The 18,644-nt window shown below is 57.3% G+C and carries 16 protein-coding genes and 1 pseudogene; 14 read left to right on the forward strand and 3 right to left on the reverse strand.

Features of this window, described 5'->3' with window-relative positions:
- The 3 genes and pseudogenes from ACVWYZ_RS07045 to cobW form a co-directional block, all read left to right on the forward strand.
- Nucleotides 1-150, forward strand: a pseudogene (locus ACVWYZ_RS07045) (photosystem II D2 protein (photosystem q(a) protein)); the annotation flags it as partial.
- Nucleotides 151-361: 211 nt separating this feature from the next.
- Nucleotides 362-1,711, forward strand: a complete 1,350-nt coding sequence (gene psbC / locus ACVWYZ_RS07050) for a photosystem II reaction center protein CP43 (RefSeq protein ID WP_457466670.1) — start codon at nucleotides 362-364, stop codon at nucleotides 1,709-1,711.
- 131 nt (nucleotides 1,712-1,842) lie between these two features.
- Entirely contained in the window at nucleotides 1,843-2,901 is a 1,059-nt protein-coding gene (gene cobW, locus ACVWYZ_RS07055; protein WP_457466626.1) for a cobalamin biosynthesis protein CobW, read from the forward strand.
- A gap of 103 nt (nucleotides 2,902-3,004) precedes the next feature.
- Here the strand turns inward: cobW and ACVWYZ_RS07060 are convergent, their stop codons facing one another.
- Nucleotides 3,005-3,961 carry an NAD-dependent epimerase/dehydratase family protein gene (locus ACVWYZ_RS07060; protein WP_457466627.1) on the reverse strand — a complete coding sequence of 319 codons (957 nt, stop codon included), beginning with the start codon at nucleotides 3,959-3,961 and terminating at the stop codon, nucleotides 3,005-3,007.
- 235 nt (nucleotides 3,962-4,196) lie between these two features.
- Between ACVWYZ_RS07060 and ACVWYZ_RS07065 the strand changes: the two genes are divergently transcribed.
- Both ACVWYZ_RS07065 and ACVWYZ_RS07070 read left to right on the forward strand, forming a co-directional pair.
- The gene (locus ACVWYZ_RS07065) at nucleotides 4,197-5,390 is read left to right on the forward strand and encodes an RNA-guided endonuclease InsQ/TnpB family protein (RefSeq protein ID WP_457466628.1); all 1,194 of its coding nucleotides are present in this window, start codon (nucleotides 4,197-4,199) and stop codon (nucleotides 5,388-5,390) included.
- 77 nt (nucleotides 5,391-5,467) lie between these two features.
- A complete protein-coding gene (locus tag ACVWYZ_RS07070; protein WP_457466629.1) occupies nucleotides 5,468-6,499 on the forward strand; it encodes an ABC transporter permease in 1,032 nt (343 codons plus the stop codon).
- 20 nt (nucleotides 6,500-6,519) lie between these two features.
- Here ACVWYZ_RS07070 and ACVWYZ_RS07075 read toward each other — a convergent pair whose 3' ends face one another.
- On the reverse strand, nucleotides 6,520-7,515 hold the full coding sequence (locus ACVWYZ_RS07075; protein WP_457466630.1) for an AAA family ATPase: 996 nt from the start codon (nucleotides 7,513-7,515) through the stop codon (nucleotides 6,520-6,522).
- 130 nt (nucleotides 7,516-7,645) lie between these two features.
- On the opposite strand from ACVWYZ_RS07075, the gene ACVWYZ_RS07080 reads away from it, so the two are divergent.
- From ACVWYZ_RS07080 to ACVWYZ_RS07090, 3 genes are all read left to right on the forward strand, one after another.
- On the forward strand, nucleotides 7,646-8,086 hold the full coding sequence (locus ACVWYZ_RS07080) for an RrF2 family transcriptional regulator (protein ID WP_414332250.1): 441 nt from the start codon (nucleotides 7,646-7,648) through the stop codon (nucleotides 8,084-8,086).
- A 77-nt stretch (nucleotides 8,087-8,163) separates the two neighbouring features.
- On the forward strand, nucleotides 8,164-9,078 hold the full coding sequence (locus ACVWYZ_RS07085) for a S1 RNA-binding domain-containing protein (protein WP_414351627.1): 915 nt from the start codon (nucleotides 8,164-8,166) through the stop codon (nucleotides 9,076-9,078).
- A 373-nt stretch (nucleotides 9,079-9,451) separates the two neighbouring features.
- A complete protein-coding gene (locus ACVWYZ_RS07090; protein ID WP_457466631.1) occupies nucleotides 9,452-10,012 on the forward strand; it encodes a formylmethanofuran dehydrogenase subunit E family protein in 561 nt (186 codons plus the stop codon).
- Between the two features lie 132 nt (nucleotides 10,013-10,144).
- Here ACVWYZ_RS07090 and ACVWYZ_RS07095 read toward each other — a convergent pair whose 3' ends face one another.
- Nucleotides 10,145-10,894: a Uma2 family endonuclease gene (locus tag ACVWYZ_RS07095; protein ID WP_457466632.1), complete on the reverse strand. Its 750-nt coding sequence runs from the start codon at nucleotides 10,892-10,894 to the stop codon at nucleotides 10,145-10,147.
- 166 nt (nucleotides 10,895-11,060) lie between these two features.
- Here ACVWYZ_RS07095 and csx2 point away from each other — a divergent pair, with 166 nt between their 5' ends.
- The 6 genes from csx2 (at nucleotide 11,061) to ACVWYZ_RS07125 (ending at nucleotide 18,627) form a co-directional block, all read left to right on the forward strand.
- Nucleotides 11,061-12,380: a TIGR02221 family CRISPR-associated protein gene (csx2, locus tag ACVWYZ_RS07100; protein WP_457466633.1), complete on the forward strand. Its 1,320-nt coding sequence runs from the start codon at nucleotides 11,061-11,063 to the stop codon at nucleotides 12,378-12,380.
- Between the two features lie 246 nt (nucleotides 12,381-12,626).
- On the forward strand, nucleotides 12,627-15,614 hold the full coding sequence (gene cas10 / locus ACVWYZ_RS07105; RefSeq protein WP_457466634.1) for a type III-B CRISPR-associated protein Cas10/Cmr2: 2,988 nt from the start codon (nucleotides 12,627-12,629) through the stop codon (nucleotides 15,612-15,614).
- The gene (locus ACVWYZ_RS07110) at nucleotides 15,611-16,750 is read left to right on the forward strand and encodes a type III-B CRISPR module-associated protein Cmr3 (protein WP_457466635.1); all 1,140 of its coding nucleotides are present in this window, start codon (nucleotides 15,611-15,613) and stop codon (nucleotides 16,748-16,750) included. Before cas10 ends, ACVWYZ_RS07110 begins: the two co-directional genes overlap by 4 nt.
- 48 nt (nucleotides 16,751-16,798) lie before the next feature.
- Nucleotides 16,799-17,569: a type III-B CRISPR module RAMP protein Cmr4 gene (cmr4, locus tag ACVWYZ_RS07115; RefSeq protein WP_457466636.1), complete on the forward strand. Its 771-nt coding sequence runs from the start codon at nucleotides 16,799-16,801 to the stop codon at nucleotides 17,567-17,569.
- Nucleotides 17,570-17,593: 24 nt separating this feature from the next.
- Complete coding sequence (locus tag ACVWYZ_RS07120; protein WP_414357349.1) at nucleotides 17,594-17,986, forward strand: hypothetical protein; 393 nt, start codon at nucleotides 17,594-17,596, stop codon at nucleotides 17,984-17,986.
- A complete protein-coding gene (locus ACVWYZ_RS07125; RefSeq protein WP_457466637.1) occupies nucleotides 17,986-18,627 on the forward strand; it encodes a Uma2 family endonuclease in 642 nt (213 codons plus the stop codon). The genes ACVWYZ_RS07120 and ACVWYZ_RS07125 overlap by 1 nt, the downstream gene beginning before the upstream one ends.
- The last annotated feature ends 17 nt before the right edge of the window (nucleotides 18,628-18,644 follow it).

Consider the following 18,644-nt stretch of genomic DNA (forward strand, 5'->3'; position numbering starts at 1 on the left):
CGGGCGGCAGAAGACCCTGAGTTTGAGACGTTTTACACGAAGAACATTTTGCTGAACGAGGGGATTCGGGCCTGGATGGCGCCGCAGGACCAGCCGCATGAGCGCTTTGAGTTCCCTGAAGAAGTCCTCCCCCGCGGCAACGCGCTCTAAGCGGGTGCTAACCCTCGAACGCTCGATTTTCCTGGATCCCTTGCATGAGTGTTGAGGTCGAGCGTTCGCCTGTTGGATCCCTGGATTCGATGGGTAGGCACTCGGCCACTAGCAAGCCCTTTTGTTTTGGATCCCTAATTTTGATTGCACTGGTTGTTACTGTTTTTGGAGGCTAGCCTCAGTGACTTCAACGACGTTTGGTTCCGTAGCGATGCAGGATCGCACCCAAGGCGGATTTGCCTGGTGGGCGGGGAATGCTCGCTTGATCAATCTTTCTGGTCGGCTTTTGGGTGCCCATGTGGCCCATGCTGGCTTGATCGTCTTCTGGGCGGGAGCGATGCTGCTGTTTGAGGTGGCTCACTTCACGCCAGATCGGCCCATGTATGAGCAGGGCCTGATCCTGATGCCCCACGTGGCCACTCTGGGCTGGGGGGTTGGCCCGGGCGGCGAGGTGATTGACACCTACCCCTACTTTGTCATCGGGGTGCTGCACCTGATCTCCAGCGCCGTGCTGGGGTTGGGGGGCATTTATCACGCCATTCGCGGCCCAGAAACTCTGGAGCAGTCTTTCCCCTTCTTCGGCTACGACTGGAAAGACAAGAACAAGATGACCACCATCCTGGGCATCCACCTGATCCTGTTGGGGTTGGGGGCTTTCTTGTTGGTGGCCAAGGCCATGTGGTTTGGCGGTGTCTATGACACCTGGGCTCCAGGAGGTGGCGATGTGCGGGTGATCACCAACCCCACCTTGAACCCCGCCGTGATCTTCGGCTACTTGTTCAAATCTCCCTTTGGTGGGGAAGGCTGGATCATCAGCGTTGACAACATGGAGGATGTGATCGGTGGCCACATTTACATCGGCATTATCTGCATTGCCGGTGGGATCTGGCACATCCTCACCAAGCCCTTCGGTTGGGCCCGCCGCGCCTTCATCTGGTCTGGGGAGGCCTATCTCTCCTACAGCTTGGCGGCGGTTTCCCTGATGAGCTTCATTGCCACTTGCTACATTTGGTTCAACAACACCGTTTACCCGAGCGAGTTCTACGGCCCCACTGGCCCAGAAGCATCTCAGGCTCAGGCTCTCACTTTCATTGTGCGCGACCAGCGCCTGGGGGCGAACATTGGCCAAGCCCAAGGTCCCACCGGTCTGGGTAAATACCTGATGCGCTCCCCCACGGGCGAGATCATCTTTGGCGGTGAGACGATGCGCTTCTGGGATGTGCGCGCTCCTTGGAAAGAGCCGCTGCTGGGCCCCAATGGCCTGGACTTGGATAAGCTGAAGAACGACATCCAACCTTGGCAAGCTCGCCGTGCGGTGGAGTACATGACCCACGCGCCGCTGGGATCCCTGAACTCGGTGGGTGGTGTGGCTACCGAGATCAACACGGTGAACTTCACCAGCCCGCGCACCTGGTTGGCTGCTCACAACTTCATCTTCGGCTTCCTGTTCTTTGTCGGCCACCTGTGGCATGCCGGTCGCGCTCGCGCTGCCGCTGCTGGCTTTGAGAAAGGGATCAACCGCGAGAACGAGCCGGTTTACCGGATGAAGCCGATCCGATAAGGGCATAAGTCCCTCTGGAATGTACCTTTGGCCCCCCTTGCCGGGGGCCTTTTTTTGGGCATCCCCCCCTCAAGGATTGGCAGAAAGAAAGTTTGGGGTGGAAACTGAAGAGCGCTGAGTCATCAGAGCAGATGCACAAGATCCCTGTTACCGTCATCACCGGATTTCTGGGATCCGGCAAGACCACTTTGATCCGTCACCTTTTGCTCAACAACCAGGGCCGCCGCATTGCCGTGTTGGTTAACGAGTTTGGCGAAGTGGGCATCGACGGCGAGTTGCTGCGGGATTGCCAACTGTGTGAGGGGGAGGGATCCATCCCCATTCTGGAGCTGGCCAACGGCTGTCTCTGCTGCACGGTGCAGGAGGAGTTTTTGCCCACCATGGAAGCTCTGTTGCAGCGGCGGGCGGAGCTAGACTGCATTTTGATTGAAACCTCAGGACTGGCCTTGCCCAAGCCGCTCGTGCAGGCTTTCCGCTGGCCCACCATTCGTACAGGCGCCACGGTGGATGCGGTGATTACGGTGGTGGATGGTCAGGCTCTGGCCTCCGGGCAACTGGTGGGGGATCCGGCGGCCCTGGAGGCGCAGCGGCAGGCTGACGAAAGTTTGGACCATGAGACTCCGCTTGAGGAATTGTTTGAGGATCAGTTGAGTTGTGCCGATTTGGTGGTGCTCACCAAGGTGGATCAGATTACCCAAGAGGAGCAAGCTCGGGTGGAAAGCTGGCTGCGGCACCACTTGCGCCCTGAGGTTCAAATCCTCCCTTGTGAGCGGGGGCAGGTTCCCCCAGAAGTGCTCTTGGGCTTTAATGCAGCGGTGGAAGACCAGCTCGAGCGCCGCCCCAGCCACCACGATCACGGGGAGGAGCATGAGCACGAAGCTTTTGAGTCTTTCTACCTCAGCTTGGAGGGAGGTTATGAGCCGGGATCCCTGGTGGCTCAGCTACGCCAGTTGGCCCAAGAGGAATGCCTTTACCGGATCAAAGGATTTGTGGCCGTCCTCCACAAGCCGATGCGCCTGGTGCTGCAGGGGGTGGGATCCCGATTTGAAACCTACTACGACCGCCCCTGGCGACCCCAGGAGCCGCGCTTGACCCGACTGGTGCTGATTGGGCAAAACCTCAACCGCGAGCGCATTGCCGCCCAGCTCCAGGCCTTGGCCATCAGAGAAACGGTGGCCCCCACCGGCTGATCCCTGTCGGAGGCGAGTGGGATCCCTTGGGTCCTCGGCTCTCATCCCCCCGTCCCAGAGGGAAAGGAAGTAGCGTCCAGTTCTACTGTTACTCAAAGGTGGTCTAGAGGTAGGTATCCAAAAGAGAGGCCACGGTGGGGAAGTGGCAGCGCAAACCCAGGGTTTCTGGGGAAATGGCCGGGTAAACAAAATGGCGCTGGCGCAGACAGAACTCATCCCAGGCTGAAAGCCGCACCCGAAATAGAAAGGCCAAGCCGCGAACGAGAGCCGGGGGCAGAGGCACTCGGAAATAGATCCGTTTTTTGAAATAAGCACACATCTGTTCCACACATTCATCCCAGGAGAGGGGGGGATTGCCCAACACCCAATCGCCGCCACCAGGCAGATGGGCCACCCAATAGGCCACCATCTCGGCCACATCGGCAGCGTGGATAAAGTGGAAGCTGGCATCCACCCGCAAAAAGCGGATCAGATCCAGCCAGCGGAGAACGTCCTTGAGGCCGGCAGTGATGTGGGAGTAGGGGTGGTGGGGGCTGCCGCCAAAGAGCAGGGTGGGATAAAGGGTGAGCAGGCGCTCCGGCCAGAAGCCGCTTTCCTGCCGCCGCAGCAGCATCTCGTACTTGCTGCGGATGTAGTCGGTGCCGGCCCGTCCGGCAATGGCCAAAGGCTCCAGGTCCTGGTTCAAAAGGCTGGCCGTGGAAAAGTAGATCACCTGCTGACAGCGCTCCGGATCCAACAACTGAAAGAGTTCCAGAGTGTGGGTAACATTCACGGCCCAAGCCAGGGCGGGATCCCCCCAAGCCGCTGCCATGTGGATCAGCCCGTCCATCTGCCGTAGCAGGGCAGCCTGTTCCCGGATGCGCAGGAGATCGCCGGGCACCCAAGTGATGGGGGCAGGGAGTCGTTCCAGGGGCAGCCGTAGGCGGCTGGTCTCGCGGATGAGAACGTACAGGTGGTAGGCGGGCCGCTCCGGAAACTCGGGATCCCTTTGCTGGGCCAGGCGCTCCAACACATAGTGCCCCAGGCAGCCGCTAGCGCCGGTAAGAAACAGGTTTCGCAAGAGGTCTTCCCAACGGGACTCGATGAAAAAAAGCTTCTGACTAGTGTACCGCTTCAGCTTCTGTCTACCGGACTGCCTGAACCCTCAATTCCCCTGCAAGAGAGCCGCTCGGCTTGGCAAACCCCACACTGGAAATCTGGCCGCAAGGATGTCAGCTAGAAATCGCAGGAGCCCCGCACTGTACCCGTAGGGTCAGTGCCGGGAGGAATGCGCTTTGATGAAGTACAATGAACTTATGAGCCAAGTCCTGACCATCTCCTGCAAGCTCAAGGTGTCCCCGTCGCAAGCCGCCAAATTGGACGCGACGATGGATGCCTTTGTACAGGCATTGAACTGGGTCAACCAAAACACACCAGAAAAAGTAGTCAACGCAGTCAAACTCCAATCCCTTTGCTACTACGAGATTCGAGCTCGGTTCGGCTTGTCTAGCAACTTGGCTCAACAGGTGTGCAGACGGGTAGCGGGTTCCCGCAAAGTGGCTAAGCAGAAAAAGCGTCCCGTCAAGGAGTTTAAGAGCGGCTTTGTTACCTACGACGCTCGCATCTTTTCGTTCCGTCAAAAAGACTGGACGGTGTCGCTGACCACGGTGGAAGGGAGAGAACGCTTTGAACTGGCCATTGGCAACTACCAGCGTGGGATGCTGGCTGGTTCCAACCCAAAAGCTGCCACGCTGATCAAGCGCAAAGATGGCTCCTACTACATCCAGATTTGCGTAGAGGAAAAAACACCTAAACAACAAGATACCGACAAGGTGATCGGGGTGGACTTGGGGAGGACAGATATTGCCCATACGTCAGAGGGGGACAACTGGAATGGACAGCAGTTGAACCGAATCCGAGACCACTACTCCCGGTTGAGGGCGGCACTCCAACGCAAAGCCAGTAAGGGCACACGCAGTTCGCGGCGCAGATGCAGAGAACTGTTGCAACGGCTGTCTGGCAAGGAGAGACGCTTTCAAGTGTGGGTCAATCATCGCATCTCCAAAGCTATTGTCTCTAGGGCAAAAGCCACAAACAGCGCTATTGCTCTGGAAGACCTGACAGGGATCCGGGAAAGGGTCAATCAACAGCCACGCAGCAAAGCCGAGCGGCGTAGGACCAACAGTTGGGCGTTCTACCAACTACGTCAGTTTCTGGAGTACAAGGCGAGGGTTGCAGGGGTTTCTCTGATTCTTGTGCCGCCTGCCTACACGTCGCAGACCTGCCACAAGTGTTTGCATATCCATCCCGACCCTGCGCAATCCTACCGCAGTGGCAAGTCGTTCAAGTGTGGGCACTGTGGATGGGAAGGGGATGCGGATTTGAATGGTGCGAATGTGATTGCGCTCTTGGGGGCTGTCGTAAACCAGCCTAGAGGTCCGGGCTTGTTTTGTTCTCTGGTAGAGCAGAACAGGCTCAGGGCTACTGAAAGCCCGCTCCGTACCGCTTAGCGGTCGGAGCCGGGTAGTTTACCATAGTTCGACAAGAATCCAACTCAAAGAGCATATCCGAATATCCATCTGCATCTGTGGCTGTAACCTCTTCTCCGCCTTCCCGTTCCCGCGCTTTTGACCTTTGGCCTCCCCTGGCCTTAGTTTTGCAGCGGCTGACCCAAGCCGTACCGGTGCTGCTGTTGATCACGCTGCTCAGCTTTTTGCTCTTGCAGCTGGCCCCCGGAGATTTTTTGGATCCCTTGCGGGCGGATCCCAGTGTCAGCCAGGAGTTTATTGCCCAAGAGGAAGCGCGGCTGGGGTTGGATAAGCCCTTGGTTTGGCAGTACTTGACCTGGCTGGGCAACCTGCTGCAAGGGGATTTCGGGGTGAGCTACACCTATCGCGTGCCGGTAGCACAGCTCATCCTCTCCCGCGCCGGCGCTACCTTGCTGTTGGCGGTGTCCTCTGTGGTGCTGACTTGGCTGGTCGCCATTCCCCTAGGGATCCTGGGGGCGCTGCGGCAGAACACCCCCCTGGATCGGGCGTTGCAGTTGCTCAGCTACCTGGGCCAGGCCATGCCCAGCTTCGTGCTGGCCATTTTGCTGCTGATCGTGGCCCAAAACGTGAGCTGGCTGCCGGTAGGGGGGATGACCAGTGTTTATTTTGCCGAGCTTAGTTTGGGGGAAAAGTTGCTGGATCTGGGCCGCCACCTGCTCCTGCCCACGCTGGCCCTGAGCATCACCAGCTTTGCCGGGCTGCAGCGGATTACGCGCGGCAATTTCTTGGATGTGCTGCGGCAGGAATACATCCAGGCGGCGCGGGCCCGTGGGATCCCAGAGTGGCGGGTGATCTGGTTGCACGCGCTGCGCAACGCCGTCAACCCCTTGATCACGATCTTGGGCTTTGAGTTTGCCAATCTGCTCAGCGGCTCTTTTATTGCCGAGTTTTTCTTCAATTGGCCGGGGCTGGGCAAGCTGCTCTTGGAGGCTGTTCAAAGTTTCGACATCAATGTGGTGATGGCGGGGCTTCTGCTGGGGGCCGTGATGCTCATTCTGGGCAATTTGTTGGCCGATTTGCTCCTGATGTGGGTGGATCCCCGTATCCGACCCGACTCGTTTTTTAGTTAGCCATTGCTGCTACGGATCCCTCAAACAGGCGGCTCAATTGTGGAGACAATATCCCGAATCACCGCCTCAGCCTCTTGCCGTCGGTTGCCGGCCATCTCTCCCGACCCGGCCAGAGAAACCCGATGGGTCAGTACCGGCACGAACAGTGCTTGCAGATCTTCTGGTAGACAAAAGCTGCGCCCTTTCACCAGCGCCTGAGCCCGTGCTGCCCGCGCCAAGGCCAGGGCTCCACGGGTGGATACCCCCGCCCGCAGCAGCTTGGACACGCGAGTGGCCTGCACCACCTGCAGAAGATAGTCCGCCAGGGATCCATCCAAATACACCTGATCCACCGCCGACTGAATCTCTCGCAACTCCATCAGGGAGAGAACCGGCTGCAGAGCATCCACCGGCTCGGCCTGTTGCCGTTGCAAGAGTAAAGCTCGCTCTACCTCAGGGCTGGGGTAGCCAATCGACAGCCGCACCAAAAACCGATCCAACTGGCTTTCTGGGAGGGGATAGGTGCCGTGGTACTCCAAAGGATTTTGGGTGGCCAACACCATAAATGGGCTCGGCAGCGGGTAGGTGCGATTGTCCAGCGAAACCTGCTTTTCCGCCATTGCCTCCAGCAGGGCACTTTGGGTGCGGGGCGAGGTGCGATTGATTTCATCCGCCAAGACCACGTGGGCAAAAATGGGGCCGGGACGAAATTCAAAATCCCCTTTTTCTTTGTTGAAAAGGGTGAGGCCAAGGATATCTGTCGGCAATAGGTCGCTGGTAAATTGAATCCGCTGAAACTTGGCTCCCAAACTGTGGGCGATGGCCCGCGCCAAAGTGGTCTTGCCTACACCGGGCACATCTTCAAGCAAAACATGACCTTCCGCAACCAAGGCCGTGACCACCGCCTGCACCACCTGCGATTTGCCCTGAAACACGGATTCGATATTGGCAATCAGCTTGCCAATCTGTTGGTGCAAGGTTTGTAATCGCTCCCCTGGGATCCGTGCTGAACCAGACCGGGTGCTGACACTCGCCATAAACCATTCCCAAAGGGGCCTATTCCACCTTACAGGCTGGATCCCATTGCCAGCTCAGGGCGGGATCCCGCTAAATCCCAGTGAAAAACCGGAGTATCATAGACCTGAGCCCTCCACAAGGATGGATATCTTGGAACTGTCTTGCAAAAGTGAATATGCTCTCCTGGCCCTTCTGGAATTGGCCCAGCACTACAGCGATGGCCAGGTGCTGCAGATTAAAGAAATTGCGGCTCATCAGTCCATACCCGACCGCTACTTGGAGCAATTGCTGGCCACCTTGCGCAGACAGGGGTTGGTGCGCAGCCAACGGGGATCCAAGGGAGGCTACTTCCTGGCCCGAGCACCCTGGCAGATCTCGCTGCTGGATGTTATCCAGGCCATCGAGGGGGAAGATCTCACCCGCTCCCGCGACTTGCCCTCGGGCGATCTCACCCCAGAGCGGGAAGTGCTCCTGAAGGCCTGGCAAGATGCCCAAGCTGCGGCGGTAGCCATTCTCCAGAAGACCACCCTACAAGACCTCTGCGACCGGCAGGCACAACAGCAACAGGCTCGGCTCATGTATTACATCTAGGCCAGAGGCTGGAGCTGGGATCCTTGGAAGGTTTTGGGTTATCCTGAAACCCACTGCTTTTTGAATTGAGCCCTTCCATGACCGTTCGCTCTTCTCGCTCTCAGGCTGCCGATACGTTTTCCGCGGAAGATTTTGCCCAGGCTTTAGACAAGCAAAACCTCAGCTTTCAACCGGGGCAGGTGGTGCAAGGCCGCATCTTCCAACATCAGAACGATGGCGCTCTGGTGGATATTGGCGGCAAATCCCCGGCCTTTTTGCCCCTCAAGGAAGCAGGGATCCGCCCAGGGGAAGATTTGAGTGCGCTCTTTCCTTTAAAGACAGAAGCCGAGTTTCTCATCCTGCGGGAAGATGCAGAAGGACAAATTGTGCTCTCGGCGCGGCGGCTGAGGCTGAAGCGGCTTTGGGAAGAGCTGGCCCAGAAGCAAGCCAACGGCCAGACGGTAACCGTTCCGGTGATCGCCACCAACAAAGGGGGGGTGGTGGTGGATGTGCAGGGGCTGCGCGGCTTCATTCCCCGCTCCCACCTCAGCCAACGGGAAAGTCTGGAGGAGTTGGTGGGGCAATCCTTGACAGCAAGCTTTATCGAGGTGAACCCAGAAGCCAACAAGCTGGTGCTCTCCCAAAGGGCGGCTGTAAAGTCCGAGAACCTGAGCCGCTACACCAGTGGCCAAGTGGTGGAAGGCAAAGTCAGCGGACTAAAACCCTTCGGTGTGTTTGTGGACTTGGAAGAAGGGGTAACCGGGCTGTTGCACATCAAGCAGGTCAGCCAAAGTTTTGTAGCCTCGCTACCGGATTTGTTCAAACCAGGCCAACGCATCAAAGCTGTTGTCATCGATGTGGATGAGGCCAAGGGACGGATGGCCCTCTCCCTGCGGGTGCTGGAAAAGCATCCGGGCGAGGTGCTGGAGCAGCTGGACAGGGTTATGGAGGAGGCCGAAGAGCGGGCCGGTAAACTCAAGGGGAGAATAACATCCGACGGCCAAGTCATCTGATCCCATCTCTGCCTCGAGTTCGGATGCAAAACCTGCAGAGGGAAAGCAAGACGCCTTACGGCAATCAGAGGAAAATCACTTCCAAGGGATCCCATACGGGATCCTTTTTTTCATCCCGTGCTCAACGCCTTACGGCAATCAGAGGAAAATCACGGTACTCTAGTACTACCCTTACTCCTGCAGGGGCCTGTGCTCAACGCCCAGGGGCTTACCTCTGACAATACCACTGGTCTTAGCCCTCTTCAGCCAGGAGGTGATTTTCGGAAGAGTTCCCAGAAGAGGGCTGGATCCCCTACCCCCGCATAGGCAACCTCGAAGGGTAGAGCTTAGGATGGCTTGACCCATCTCCTCTTTATCAGCTCTCTCGCTGCCTATGAACCTGTCATCCATTGCCAAGCCACAGCAGCTTTCTCTTTTGCTGATTGCACTTCAGCTAACTCTGGGAGCGCCGGCGACAGCTCATCCGGTCACCGGTTCTGCAACGGACTCGACGGCGGCGGCCATTCAGCGAGTAACGGAAATTCATGGCGGAGCTGGGCCTTGGGCCGTGGTCGGCTATCGCATGGGGATGCGCGCTCTGCAGGAGCTGGGCTTGATGAGTCCAACTCCCCACACTTCTAGGAACCGTTTTCTGGTGGAGGTCATTCACGAGTCGCCGGCAGAGATCCCGTTCGTGTGCATTGTGGATGGCTTGCATGCTGCAACAGGGGCCAGTTTGGGCAAGTTGAACTTGAAGCTGGTGGAGGTCGAATCTCTTGAAAAAATGCGCAGCGTGGTCATCCACCGAGAGACCGGCAAGCGGGTGGAGTTTCAAGTTTTGCCCGAGTTTATTGACAAATACCGGAACTTGCCCCCGGAACAACTGGCGGCTGCAGGGCAGGAAGTTCTTCAACTGGCCGATGAGAAGCTTTTCCGTCTCGCCATTAGCCCCTAGCAGGGAATATCGCTGCCGGATCCCTTCGGCATTCCTGAGCCAATCAGCTCCAGACCCGAGCGGGTGGCCACCTCTGCCGGATGCTCTCTTTCTGGAACTAACTCTGATTATCGTGGGCTCGCTAGGTACCCCCTAAGGGATCCGGGCTTGAGCGAATACATCTTGAGGGATCACCTTTAGATCCGGCAGGAAATCATCTTGAATGGCTTGGGATCCCGTAAAGGTGCGCGGCGGGGCATCGGGATAGAAGACGGTGATGCTCTTGGCTTGGGGATCCACAACCCAAACCCTGGGGATCCCAGCTTCTAGATAATCGCTTGCCTTCTGAGCTATGGCTCCAAAACTCTGGCCAGGAGAAAGGATCTCGATCACCAACTCGGGAATGGCAAAACAAGGTTCATCGGTCATGGCCTCAACCGGCAACCGCTCGTTAGAGATGTAAGTAACATCAGGAACTGGGATCCAGGGCTCTGCCTTTCGTGTTAAAACAACTGCCCACTCAGTATGTGCTGACCCAGGCTTAGGACACTCAGGGCTAGAGCACCAGTCCTCCAAAATTTGCCACAACACCGGTTGGAGACGAGCATGGAAGCGCTTTGGCGACATGGGTTCGTTTTTGGAGACGGCCCGCCCATCGACTAGCTCATAGACAATATCCCCCTCCGGCAAGGCCAGAAACTGTTCGGGAGTTAGCTTTTGACCTGAAATGGACAACTCTGGAGTCGATAGCATCACAGGATCCCCGTTGTTTAGGATGGCCGAATCTCTGTCTAGGCTAGCTCTGACATCCCCCACCTTCACCGTTTTGAAACAGTTGTCGAGCAGGGATCCAAATCCAGCGGCAAGATGGCTCCACTCAATTTTGGGGGTAGAGATCCCCATCTTTCTGGCACCGGCTGAGCAGAGGATGCCACTTTTCGTGAGAGGATAGGGCAACATTCAACCCAGAACCCTCTCCAGGCAACTTGAGAAGGGGGGGCTTCCAGGCTGCAGTAGCTTGAAGATGCCCGTGCTTCAATGCTTGAAAGCCGTCATCGAGAGGATCCCTATGGCTAATACCCTTTTGACCACTCTAGGCACCAGCCCCTACAGCGAGACGGTGTATGTTTTTGGGGAGCGGAAAGCCGATAGAACCCGTTATGTTGCCAAAGCCCTCTGTCAGCTCTTTGACATCGAGAGGGTGATTGTGCTGCTAACCCAAGAAGCACATGACACCCATTGGAAGCATCTACGGGACTGCCTACCCCCCCACGTGGAGAAAATTGCCAAGGCCATTCCTGAAGGGAAAACCGAGGCAGAGACCTGGGAGATCTTCGATGTGCTGGTCGATAGCATCGAGCCCCATACGCGGCTGGTTTTCGATATCACCCACGCCTTTCGCTCCATCCCCGTACTGGTGCTCTTGGGAGCCGCCCTTTTGCGCAAGGCCAAGAATGTAAATATTCAGGGGCTGTACTACGGTCTCTATCTCAAAGACCAGCAGGAAACACCCATCATCGATCTCACCCCCGCCCTTCGTCTTTTGGACTGGCTGACGGCTACCGACAAATTCATCAGCACCGGCTCGGCCTTGGAGTTGGGCCAACTTTTGGATACAGTTCAACGGGACTTTTACCGCCAACCAAAGCTCGGCAAAAGGGATCCCAGGCCCACCCGGCTGCAGAGCTTTGGACAAGCCATCCGCGACATCTCCCGTTCTCTGGAGCTGGTGAGGCCGGTCAGCCTGCAGGAGGACTTGCGCAAGTTACAAAGACACTCTACCCAGGAGTTGGCAGAAGAGGTGGGCCAATTTGCCAAGCCCTTCGGCCTGCTGCTGCAAAGCATTCAAAATAGCTACAGCCAACTGGCGCTGCCGGCAGACCAGAAGGAGGATCCCCGCGCTCAAGTTCAAAAGCACTTTCAACTGCTGCGCTGGTATGTGGAAAAGCGCTTCACCACCCAAGCCATTCTCTTGGCCCGCGAGTGGGTGGTCTCCGCCCTTTGCCTCTGTGAGGGGATCCAAAACTACCTCGAACGAGAAGCGCGGCAGGGAATTGAACACCAGTTGGGATCCCTCATCCCGCGGGAAGAGCAGCTCTTGGGAGATCTCCCTGCGACTGGATCCCTTATCCAACACCAAGAGCAGCTTCAGTCCCTGCCTCCCATTGCCGCCCATGTCCCAGATGTGCAGCAGCTAGCCAAGCTCTGGTCTCGGCTGAGCGAATACCGCAACGACGTGGCCCATGTGCAGATGAAACCCAAATCTCTACGCAGCGAAGTTCTGGAGAGCTTTGTGCTGCAGGATCTGCTGCCGAAACTGGAAGCGCTGTTTCCTGAATTGACTCGAACAGAGGGGGAATTGGAAGGGGATCCTTCCAATTCTCGGTAGGCTACCAACGTCGGCCCACCCTCAGGTTCTGGGTTTTCAATTTCGGTCCAGCGGTTGGCAGGGGCTGAGCTTGAACAAGTCCTATTGACCTGGAGAAATACTGAAAAAAACCTGAGGGCCGGTCGGGATCGGTGGACTTTGTTTTGTAGCTTCTGCAGCCGGCTATCGGGTGGCTGCTGGGGTTTTGTCTACTTTGTTTCTTGCACGTTCAGTTCTTAACTTTCCTATCTTTCCTGCGAAAACACCATGTCTTATCACTACTACTGGCAAGCAAAGCTCTGGGGCCTGCTGCATGATCCTGCCCTCAAAGCCCTCCACGACGCCTCTGGCCGCGCTAAGGAAGGGCTGTGGCCAAACCTAGCAGCGATGCAGGGGTGGATCTCGCCCAAGGCAGAGGGATCCTCTCCCATAGGCGATGCTGATCTCATCGCCTCGGCCAGCGACCGCGCGGCCATTGGCCATTTGCCCATAGCCATCAACTATCAAGTTGAGGATCGCAACTTGGGTCTTGGACTAGAAATGAGCCACTTGCTCTCCGGGCGCAAGCACTTTTGGCAATTGGCCGATGACCAACACCAAGCCCTCAAGAATGCCCACTCCCGTGCAGACTACCTGATGGAACGGGAGGAGAACGCCATCCCTGATTGGGTTCGGCAGGAGACGGATCCCCAAAAAGTGTTTTGGTGGTTTTGGCGGTGCTTTCCCCAGGCCATTTGTCAGGAGTTTGGGGATGAAAGCTTGCTGCTATTGCCGGCAGAAACCCGGCTTCCAGACGGATCCCTGTGGAGCCACGCCAGCGTCACCGCAGCCCTAGCGGGATGTTTGGCCGGCTACGACGAGCCCAAGTTCGCGCGTCCCTTCTTGGTGAGCTTTACCTTCAACCCCATCCAGGAGCTGATCAAAGCCAGCCGCAAAATGCGGGACTTTTGGGCCGGATCCTGGCTGCTGCACTACCTTTCTGCCCGCATGAGTTGGCGACTAGCTGAAAAATACGGTCCCGACTGCCTACTCTACCCCAGCCTCTATGGCCAGCCATTAATCGACTACTGGCTGCGGGAGAAGTACCCCGAATTTGAAGAATGGATCCCTCAACCTTCTGCCAACGCCCTGCTCACCGCCGGTTTTCCCAACGTGCTCCTGCTGCTGTTGCCGGAAGACCGGGTGCAAGCGGCCATGCAGATGGCGCAGCAGACCCTCAAGGAAGAATGGAAGCAGTTGGCCCAGAAGGTGCTGGATTACCTGCAGGGGGATCGCCGCTGGCTGAGGCAGTTGCACCCAGAGGACCCCACCTGGCAGGGATGGCTGGAGCACCAGTGGCAGCACTACTGGGCAGCCGTGCCCTTGGGATCCCCGGCTCACTCTCTCAAGGATACCGGCATCCTCAAGCCCCCTCAGGTTTCCATTGATGCGGATCCCTGGGTCAGTGCCCAAAACCGCACCTATCACCTAGAGGCCAAGCAAAAGCTCTTCGGGGATGAGGAGCTGGAGTTTCTGCGGGCTAGCTTTTGGGATCCCCAAAGACAACAGCGCCGCCAATACAAGGCCGGACTCAACGTGGGATCTTGGTGGGCAGCCGCAGTGGAGCAAAGTCGGCGGCTACAAGCCGCTTGTAAGCAGGCCCGCGATTGGCAGCTCCCCGTTGCCTTTGGGCCGCGCAGCACCGTTTCGGGCTTGGGGCCGGTGGTGCATCCCTCACCGCGGCAGGGGTGGATAACAGAAGGGGAGAGTCGGCGGCTTTGGCAGCGGCAGGCCGGGCTCTTCGATGGCCGGGAACAGCTCAATGCCACCGAAACCCTCAAGCGGGGCTTGTACAAAGTGCTGCCGGAGCTCTTCCGCGAGCTGGATGAAGACCAGATTGCCGCTTCTTACCCGGATCTCACGGCTGGGGTGGCTGGCTACCTCAAAACCCAAGGGCGACGGGAACGAGAGCACTTCGAGCAGGCCTGTCAGGCAGTGGAGGCCCGCTACCCGGAGGTCAGAGGGGTGCTGCGGGAAATGCGGGGCAAATGGGGGATCCCGTGGGCCGACCAGCAGAACCTGCGCTACCATCCCCGTCTGCTCAATGCTGGTTGGCTGGTGGAAGACCTGGAGCTGGACGAGGAAACGCAAAGAAGCTACCGGCAGGACATCGAGACGCTTCTAGGCCGCTACTACCCCAGCGTTAACCCCGCCAGTTGGTACGTGCTGGCTGCCGGGGATGGGGACGACATGGGCAAATGGCTCAGGGGCGAGAAGATGAAATCCTACTACGACTATCTGCCTCAACCCCTACAGCGGCTGGCCAACGGGCAAACGGAAGCCATTGGCGAGGTCTTTGGCAAGGACAAGGAGGAGCTGGAGCAAGTCAAAGACGCTTTTCAGAAGTTTGTCAAAAACAGCCGCAAGCGCATGGGGCCTGCCACCCACAGCGCCCTAAGCCGCGCCCTGCTGGATTTTTCCGGCCAGTTGGTGCCCTACCTAACAGAGCAACGCTATGCAGGCAAGCTCATCTACGCCGGCGGGGACGACGTTTTGGCCTACACCAACCTCTGGGAGTGGGATGGCTGGCTGTGGGATATTCGCCAGTGTTTCCGGGGGGGAGAGGATGACTGGCGGGAGTTTGAGAACCTGGGGGACTACTGGCAGTGGAAAAAAGGGCGGCCTCCCGAAGGTTTGAGCCGGCGCCCCCTCTTTACCCTGGGATCCGCAGCCACCATCAGCTTTGGCGTGGTGATTGCCCATCACTCGGTGCCTCTGGCCATTGCCCTGGAAAACCTTTGGCAGGCGGAAGAAGAAGCCAAGGGCCACCTCTATGCCCATGGCTGCCCCAAAGACAGCGTGCAGGTGCGGGTGCTGTTTGCCAATGGCAACCAACTGGTGAGCACCAGCAAGTTCGACACGTTCGACAAGTGGAAGGATCTCCTTGATTTTGACTGGAAGCTCATGGGCCAGCAGCAGGATCAAAGCTCCTTGTTTGAACAAGCGGCCCAGCTTTGGGAGCAACACCCAGCTCCGAGCCTAGAGGCAGTGCGTGAGTGGGCCCGGTTGTTCTGCAGCCGCCGGGATCTCTTCAAACAGGAATCCGAGCAGAAAGAGCACTTCCAGAACAAGCTTGTGGAGTTTATTCAGCATTTTTGGCAGTACAGCCTGCCCGCCCAGCCGCAGGCGTGGGATCTGGAGATCAAAAACTGGTTCAAGTTGGCAGCTTTTGTGCTGCGCAACCGCACCGTTGCTTTGGGGAGGAACGGCCGATGAGTTGGTTTACCCTATCACCCTTGGATGTGTGGATGTTTCGAGATGCCAAGCCCTTTGCGCCGGGAGAGCGGGCCTGGGCCAATAGCAGCTTTCCCCCCAGTGGCCACACCTTGGCCGGGGCTGTTCAAGCCTACCTGGGCCAGCCGATGACGCTGCGGCTGCGGGGCCCCTTTCTCTGCCACGACGAAAGGCTCTATTTCCCTGCCCCTCTGCATCTGGAAGACGGATTCCCCCTTGTTCCCGTTCCTTGGTTGGACAAGACGGATCCCTACTTCCATTGCCACTGGGATCCCACCCGGCCAGCCCCCTTGGTTTCCCTGAGGCCAGCAGAGGAGGAACCCGAAGGCAGCCAGAGCAGCAAGAAGAAGAAAACAGGAGGCTACCTACCCTTCGAGGTGGTGCAAAAGGCGCTGGAAGGCAAAGGCTGGGATCTCAGCCAGGCCGTTAAGCCACCGCTGAAGTATGAAGTGCGGCCCCACAACACCCTGCAGGTGAGCAAGCGGCAAGTGCGAGAAGCCGATGGCTACTTTGTGGAGACCTGCATCCGTCTTCAGCCGGGCTGGAGTTTGGCCCTTTCCATCGAGTGCTGGGATCCAGATGGCGAAGCCTGGGATCCCTTGCCCCTGCAGCAAGAAGTGGTTGTGCGGCTGGGGGGAGAAGGCCACGGTGCCTTGCTAGCCCCTTGTCCGAAGTTGCAGGCGCAGTGGCAGCAGTTGCAGGCCCTTTCTCAGGCCGCCTTTTGCCAAGCCGGACGCGCTTTGGCCTACTTGGTGACCCCAGGTGTGTTCATCAAGAAGGTGGACGGGCGTTCCCTCTGCCGTGCCTGGCCCTGGGAATGGCGATTGGCCACTCCCCATCCTGCTCATTCCCTTACCGGCCCCCTGGTGAGCGTGGCCACCGGCAAGCCCGTTCCCATCAACGGCCGCCTGCGGGTAGATCACCCCCAAGAGCCGCGACAGATGAGCCTACCCGCTCCTCAAGTTTTTGCAGCGCCTCCTGGCAGTGTCTACTACCTGGAGCAACCGGCCCCCCTCAACCAAGAAGAGCCCGAGCTAGAAGATGGCCGGCTCAACGTGTTCCACCGCTGGCGGCTGTTGGGCTATAGCGAGCTCCTATGGCTGCCTTGGGCCAACTGAGTTTTGCTTTCAACCCTCCAATGCTTACTCAAAAAAGGAGAGATTTGTATGCCTTTTCAGATCGTTTACCTCCATCTGTTGACTCCCCTGCACACCGGCGGCACTGCCCAAGAAGGGAACCTCTTGGGGATTGCCCGCGAATCCCACACCCATTTGCCCTACATCCCTTCCAGCACCATTCGGGGCAGGTTGCGGGCCAGCGTGCCCGATAAAAACAAAAAATTTGAGCTCTTTGGCAACGAAATTGGGGAAGGGGATCAGCTTACCCAGGGATCCATTTGGATTGGAGATGGCTCCTTGCTTTGGATCCCGGTGCCCTCCCTTAGCCACGGGGTGGTGTGGATAAGCTGCCCGCTTCTGCTCAAGCGCTGGCTGCGGCTAACAGGCCAGAATCTGTCAGTGCCGGATCCCTACAGTACGAGCTTGAAGGCCGACCGACCCATTTACCTCAAAGATGCCATTCTCAAAGAGGGTCTTCGACAATGGTCGGAATGGAAGAGCTACACCAAAGATCCTAATATCAGTCGCGTGATTGTTTTACCCGATCAGCACTGTGCCACCCTCATTCAAATGAGCCTGTGGCGGCAGGTGAAAGTCAAGCTTAGCGAGCAAAAGGTTGTGGAAGGAGGCTTCCGCTACGAAGAGGCTATTCCTCCCGATAGCTTGATGTACTTTACCTGGGGGGTTACAGCCCAAGCAAATGGCAGTTCTCGACAGACAGCAGAAGAGTTTCAAAAGCTGCTGCAATCTAACCAGATTATGCAGATTGGCGGCCAGGAAAGCTTGGGCCGAGGCTTTGTGGAGCTGTCTTTGAACTAGATCTCAACCTAGGAGGGAGGTTTTATGAATAGCTTTGACCCGCGTACATTGGCCAAGCCCGTTTACGAATCCCTGTGCCAGCTCAGAGCGCAAACCAGGGATCCAGAAAGGCTAAAAGAGCAAAAAAACCAGGCTGTGGAGCTCTACACCTATCTTTCTACTTGGGGCCTGCTGCGCCTCAAGGCCGAAGAAGACGCCCTTAGCCAAGAGGGCAAAAAAGAGGTGGTCAAGGAGTTTTTCGATTGCCTAGAAAAGATCTCCGGTCAAAACGAAATTGCCAAATCCAACGGCCTGGATCGTCTCATGGGGTTGGGAGTTGAAGAGTACCTGGGTTTAACAGGGCTGGGACTTGCCTTGGCGCAAGAATTCAGCTTCTGGGCTACAGCCATTTACCATGACGTTAGCGGAGGGGACTAATGAGCGTAGCCATTCCAATCCAGTCTATTTCCCTGTGTGAAGGAAGCCAAGTGGTCATCCATTCGCTGACTTGGCAAGACTTTGAGAGCATCTTGGAAGAGTTAGGGGAAGACCGCCACACTCGCATTGCCTATTACAACGGCACGTTAGAGATCATGTCTCCCTTGTCCAAACATGAGCGCCCTCACCGCATTGCCGGAGATATTGTGAAAGCTCTCCTTGATTCTCAAGGGAGAGACTGGGAAGATTTTGGCTCAACAACCCTTAAAAAGTCTGGCAGTGCTGGGGTGGAGCCTGACACCTGCTTTTATGTCCATCACCTAGAGCAGGTGCGAGGGTGTGAGGGAAGGATCGATGTCGATCTGTTGCCTCCGCCTGATCTGGCCATTGAGTCCGACGTTACTTCCCGGACCTTTATCGATGCCTATAAAGCTATTGGCGTGCCCGAAGTTTGGATCTTGGGTGAGCGAAGTTTACGGATATTTATTCTGCAGGGAGAAGACTACGTAGAATCGAGCTGCAGCCGACTTTTCCCAGACTTTGACATCCCCAGGCTTGTGCCTCAACTCATTCGACGCGCCTTAGAAATTGGCACCAGCACTATGTTGCGCGAATTTCGGGAAACGCTTCGCAATTCCTAATACTGCTTTCCATCTTT

The sequence above is a fragment of the Thermostichus sp. MS-CIW-37 genome, assembly GCF_054060065.1.

Coding starts and splice junctions, on each gene's coding strand:
- psbC (WP_457466670.1), top strand. CDS start 362: ATGCAGGATCGCACCCAAGGCGGATTTGCCTGGTGGGCGGGGAATGCT.
- cobW (WP_457466626.1), top strand. CDS start 1,843: ATGCACAAGATCCCTGTTACCGTCATCACCGGATTTCTGGGATCCGGC.
- ACVWYZ_RS07065 (WP_457466628.1), top strand. CDS start 4,197: ATGAGCCAAGTCCTGACCATCTCCTGCAAGCTCAAGGTGTCCCCGTCG.
- ACVWYZ_RS07075 (WP_457466630.1), bottom strand. CDS start 7,515: ATGGCGAGTGTCAGCACCCGGTCTGGTTCAGCACGGATCCCAGGGGAG.
- ACVWYZ_RS07085 (WP_414351627.1), top strand. CDS start 8,164: ATGACCGTTCGCTCTTCTCGCTCTCAGGCTGCCGATACGTTTTCCGCG.
- ACVWYZ_RS07090 (WP_457466631.1), top strand. CDS start 9,452: ATGAACCTGTCATCCATTGCCAAGCCACAGCAGCTTTCTCTTTTGCTG.
- ACVWYZ_RS07095 (WP_457466632.1), bottom strand. CDS start 10,894: ATGGGGATCTCTACCCCCAAAATTGAGTGGAGCCATCTTGCCGCTGGA.
- csx2 (WP_457466633.1), top strand. CDS start 11,061: ATGGCTAATACCCTTTTGACCACTCTAGGCACCAGCCCCTACAGCGAG.
- cas10 (WP_457466634.1), top strand. CDS start 12,627: ATGTCTTATCACTACTACTGGCAAGCAAAGCTCTGGGGCCTGCTGCAT.
- ACVWYZ_RS07110 (WP_457466635.1), top strand. CDS start 15,611: ATGAGTTGGTTTACCCTATCACCCTTGGATGTGTGGATGTTTCGAGAT.
- cmr4 (WP_457466636.1), top strand. CDS start 16,799: ATGCCTTTTCAGATCGTTTACCTCCATCTGTTGACTCCCCTGCACACC.
- ACVWYZ_RS07120 (WP_414357349.1), top strand. CDS start 17,594: ATGAATAGCTTTGACCCGCGTACATTGGCCAAGCCCGTTTACGAATCC.
- ACVWYZ_RS07125 (WP_457466637.1), top strand. CDS start 17,986: ATGAGCGTAGCCATTCCAATCCAGTCTATTTCCCTGTGTGAAGGAAGC.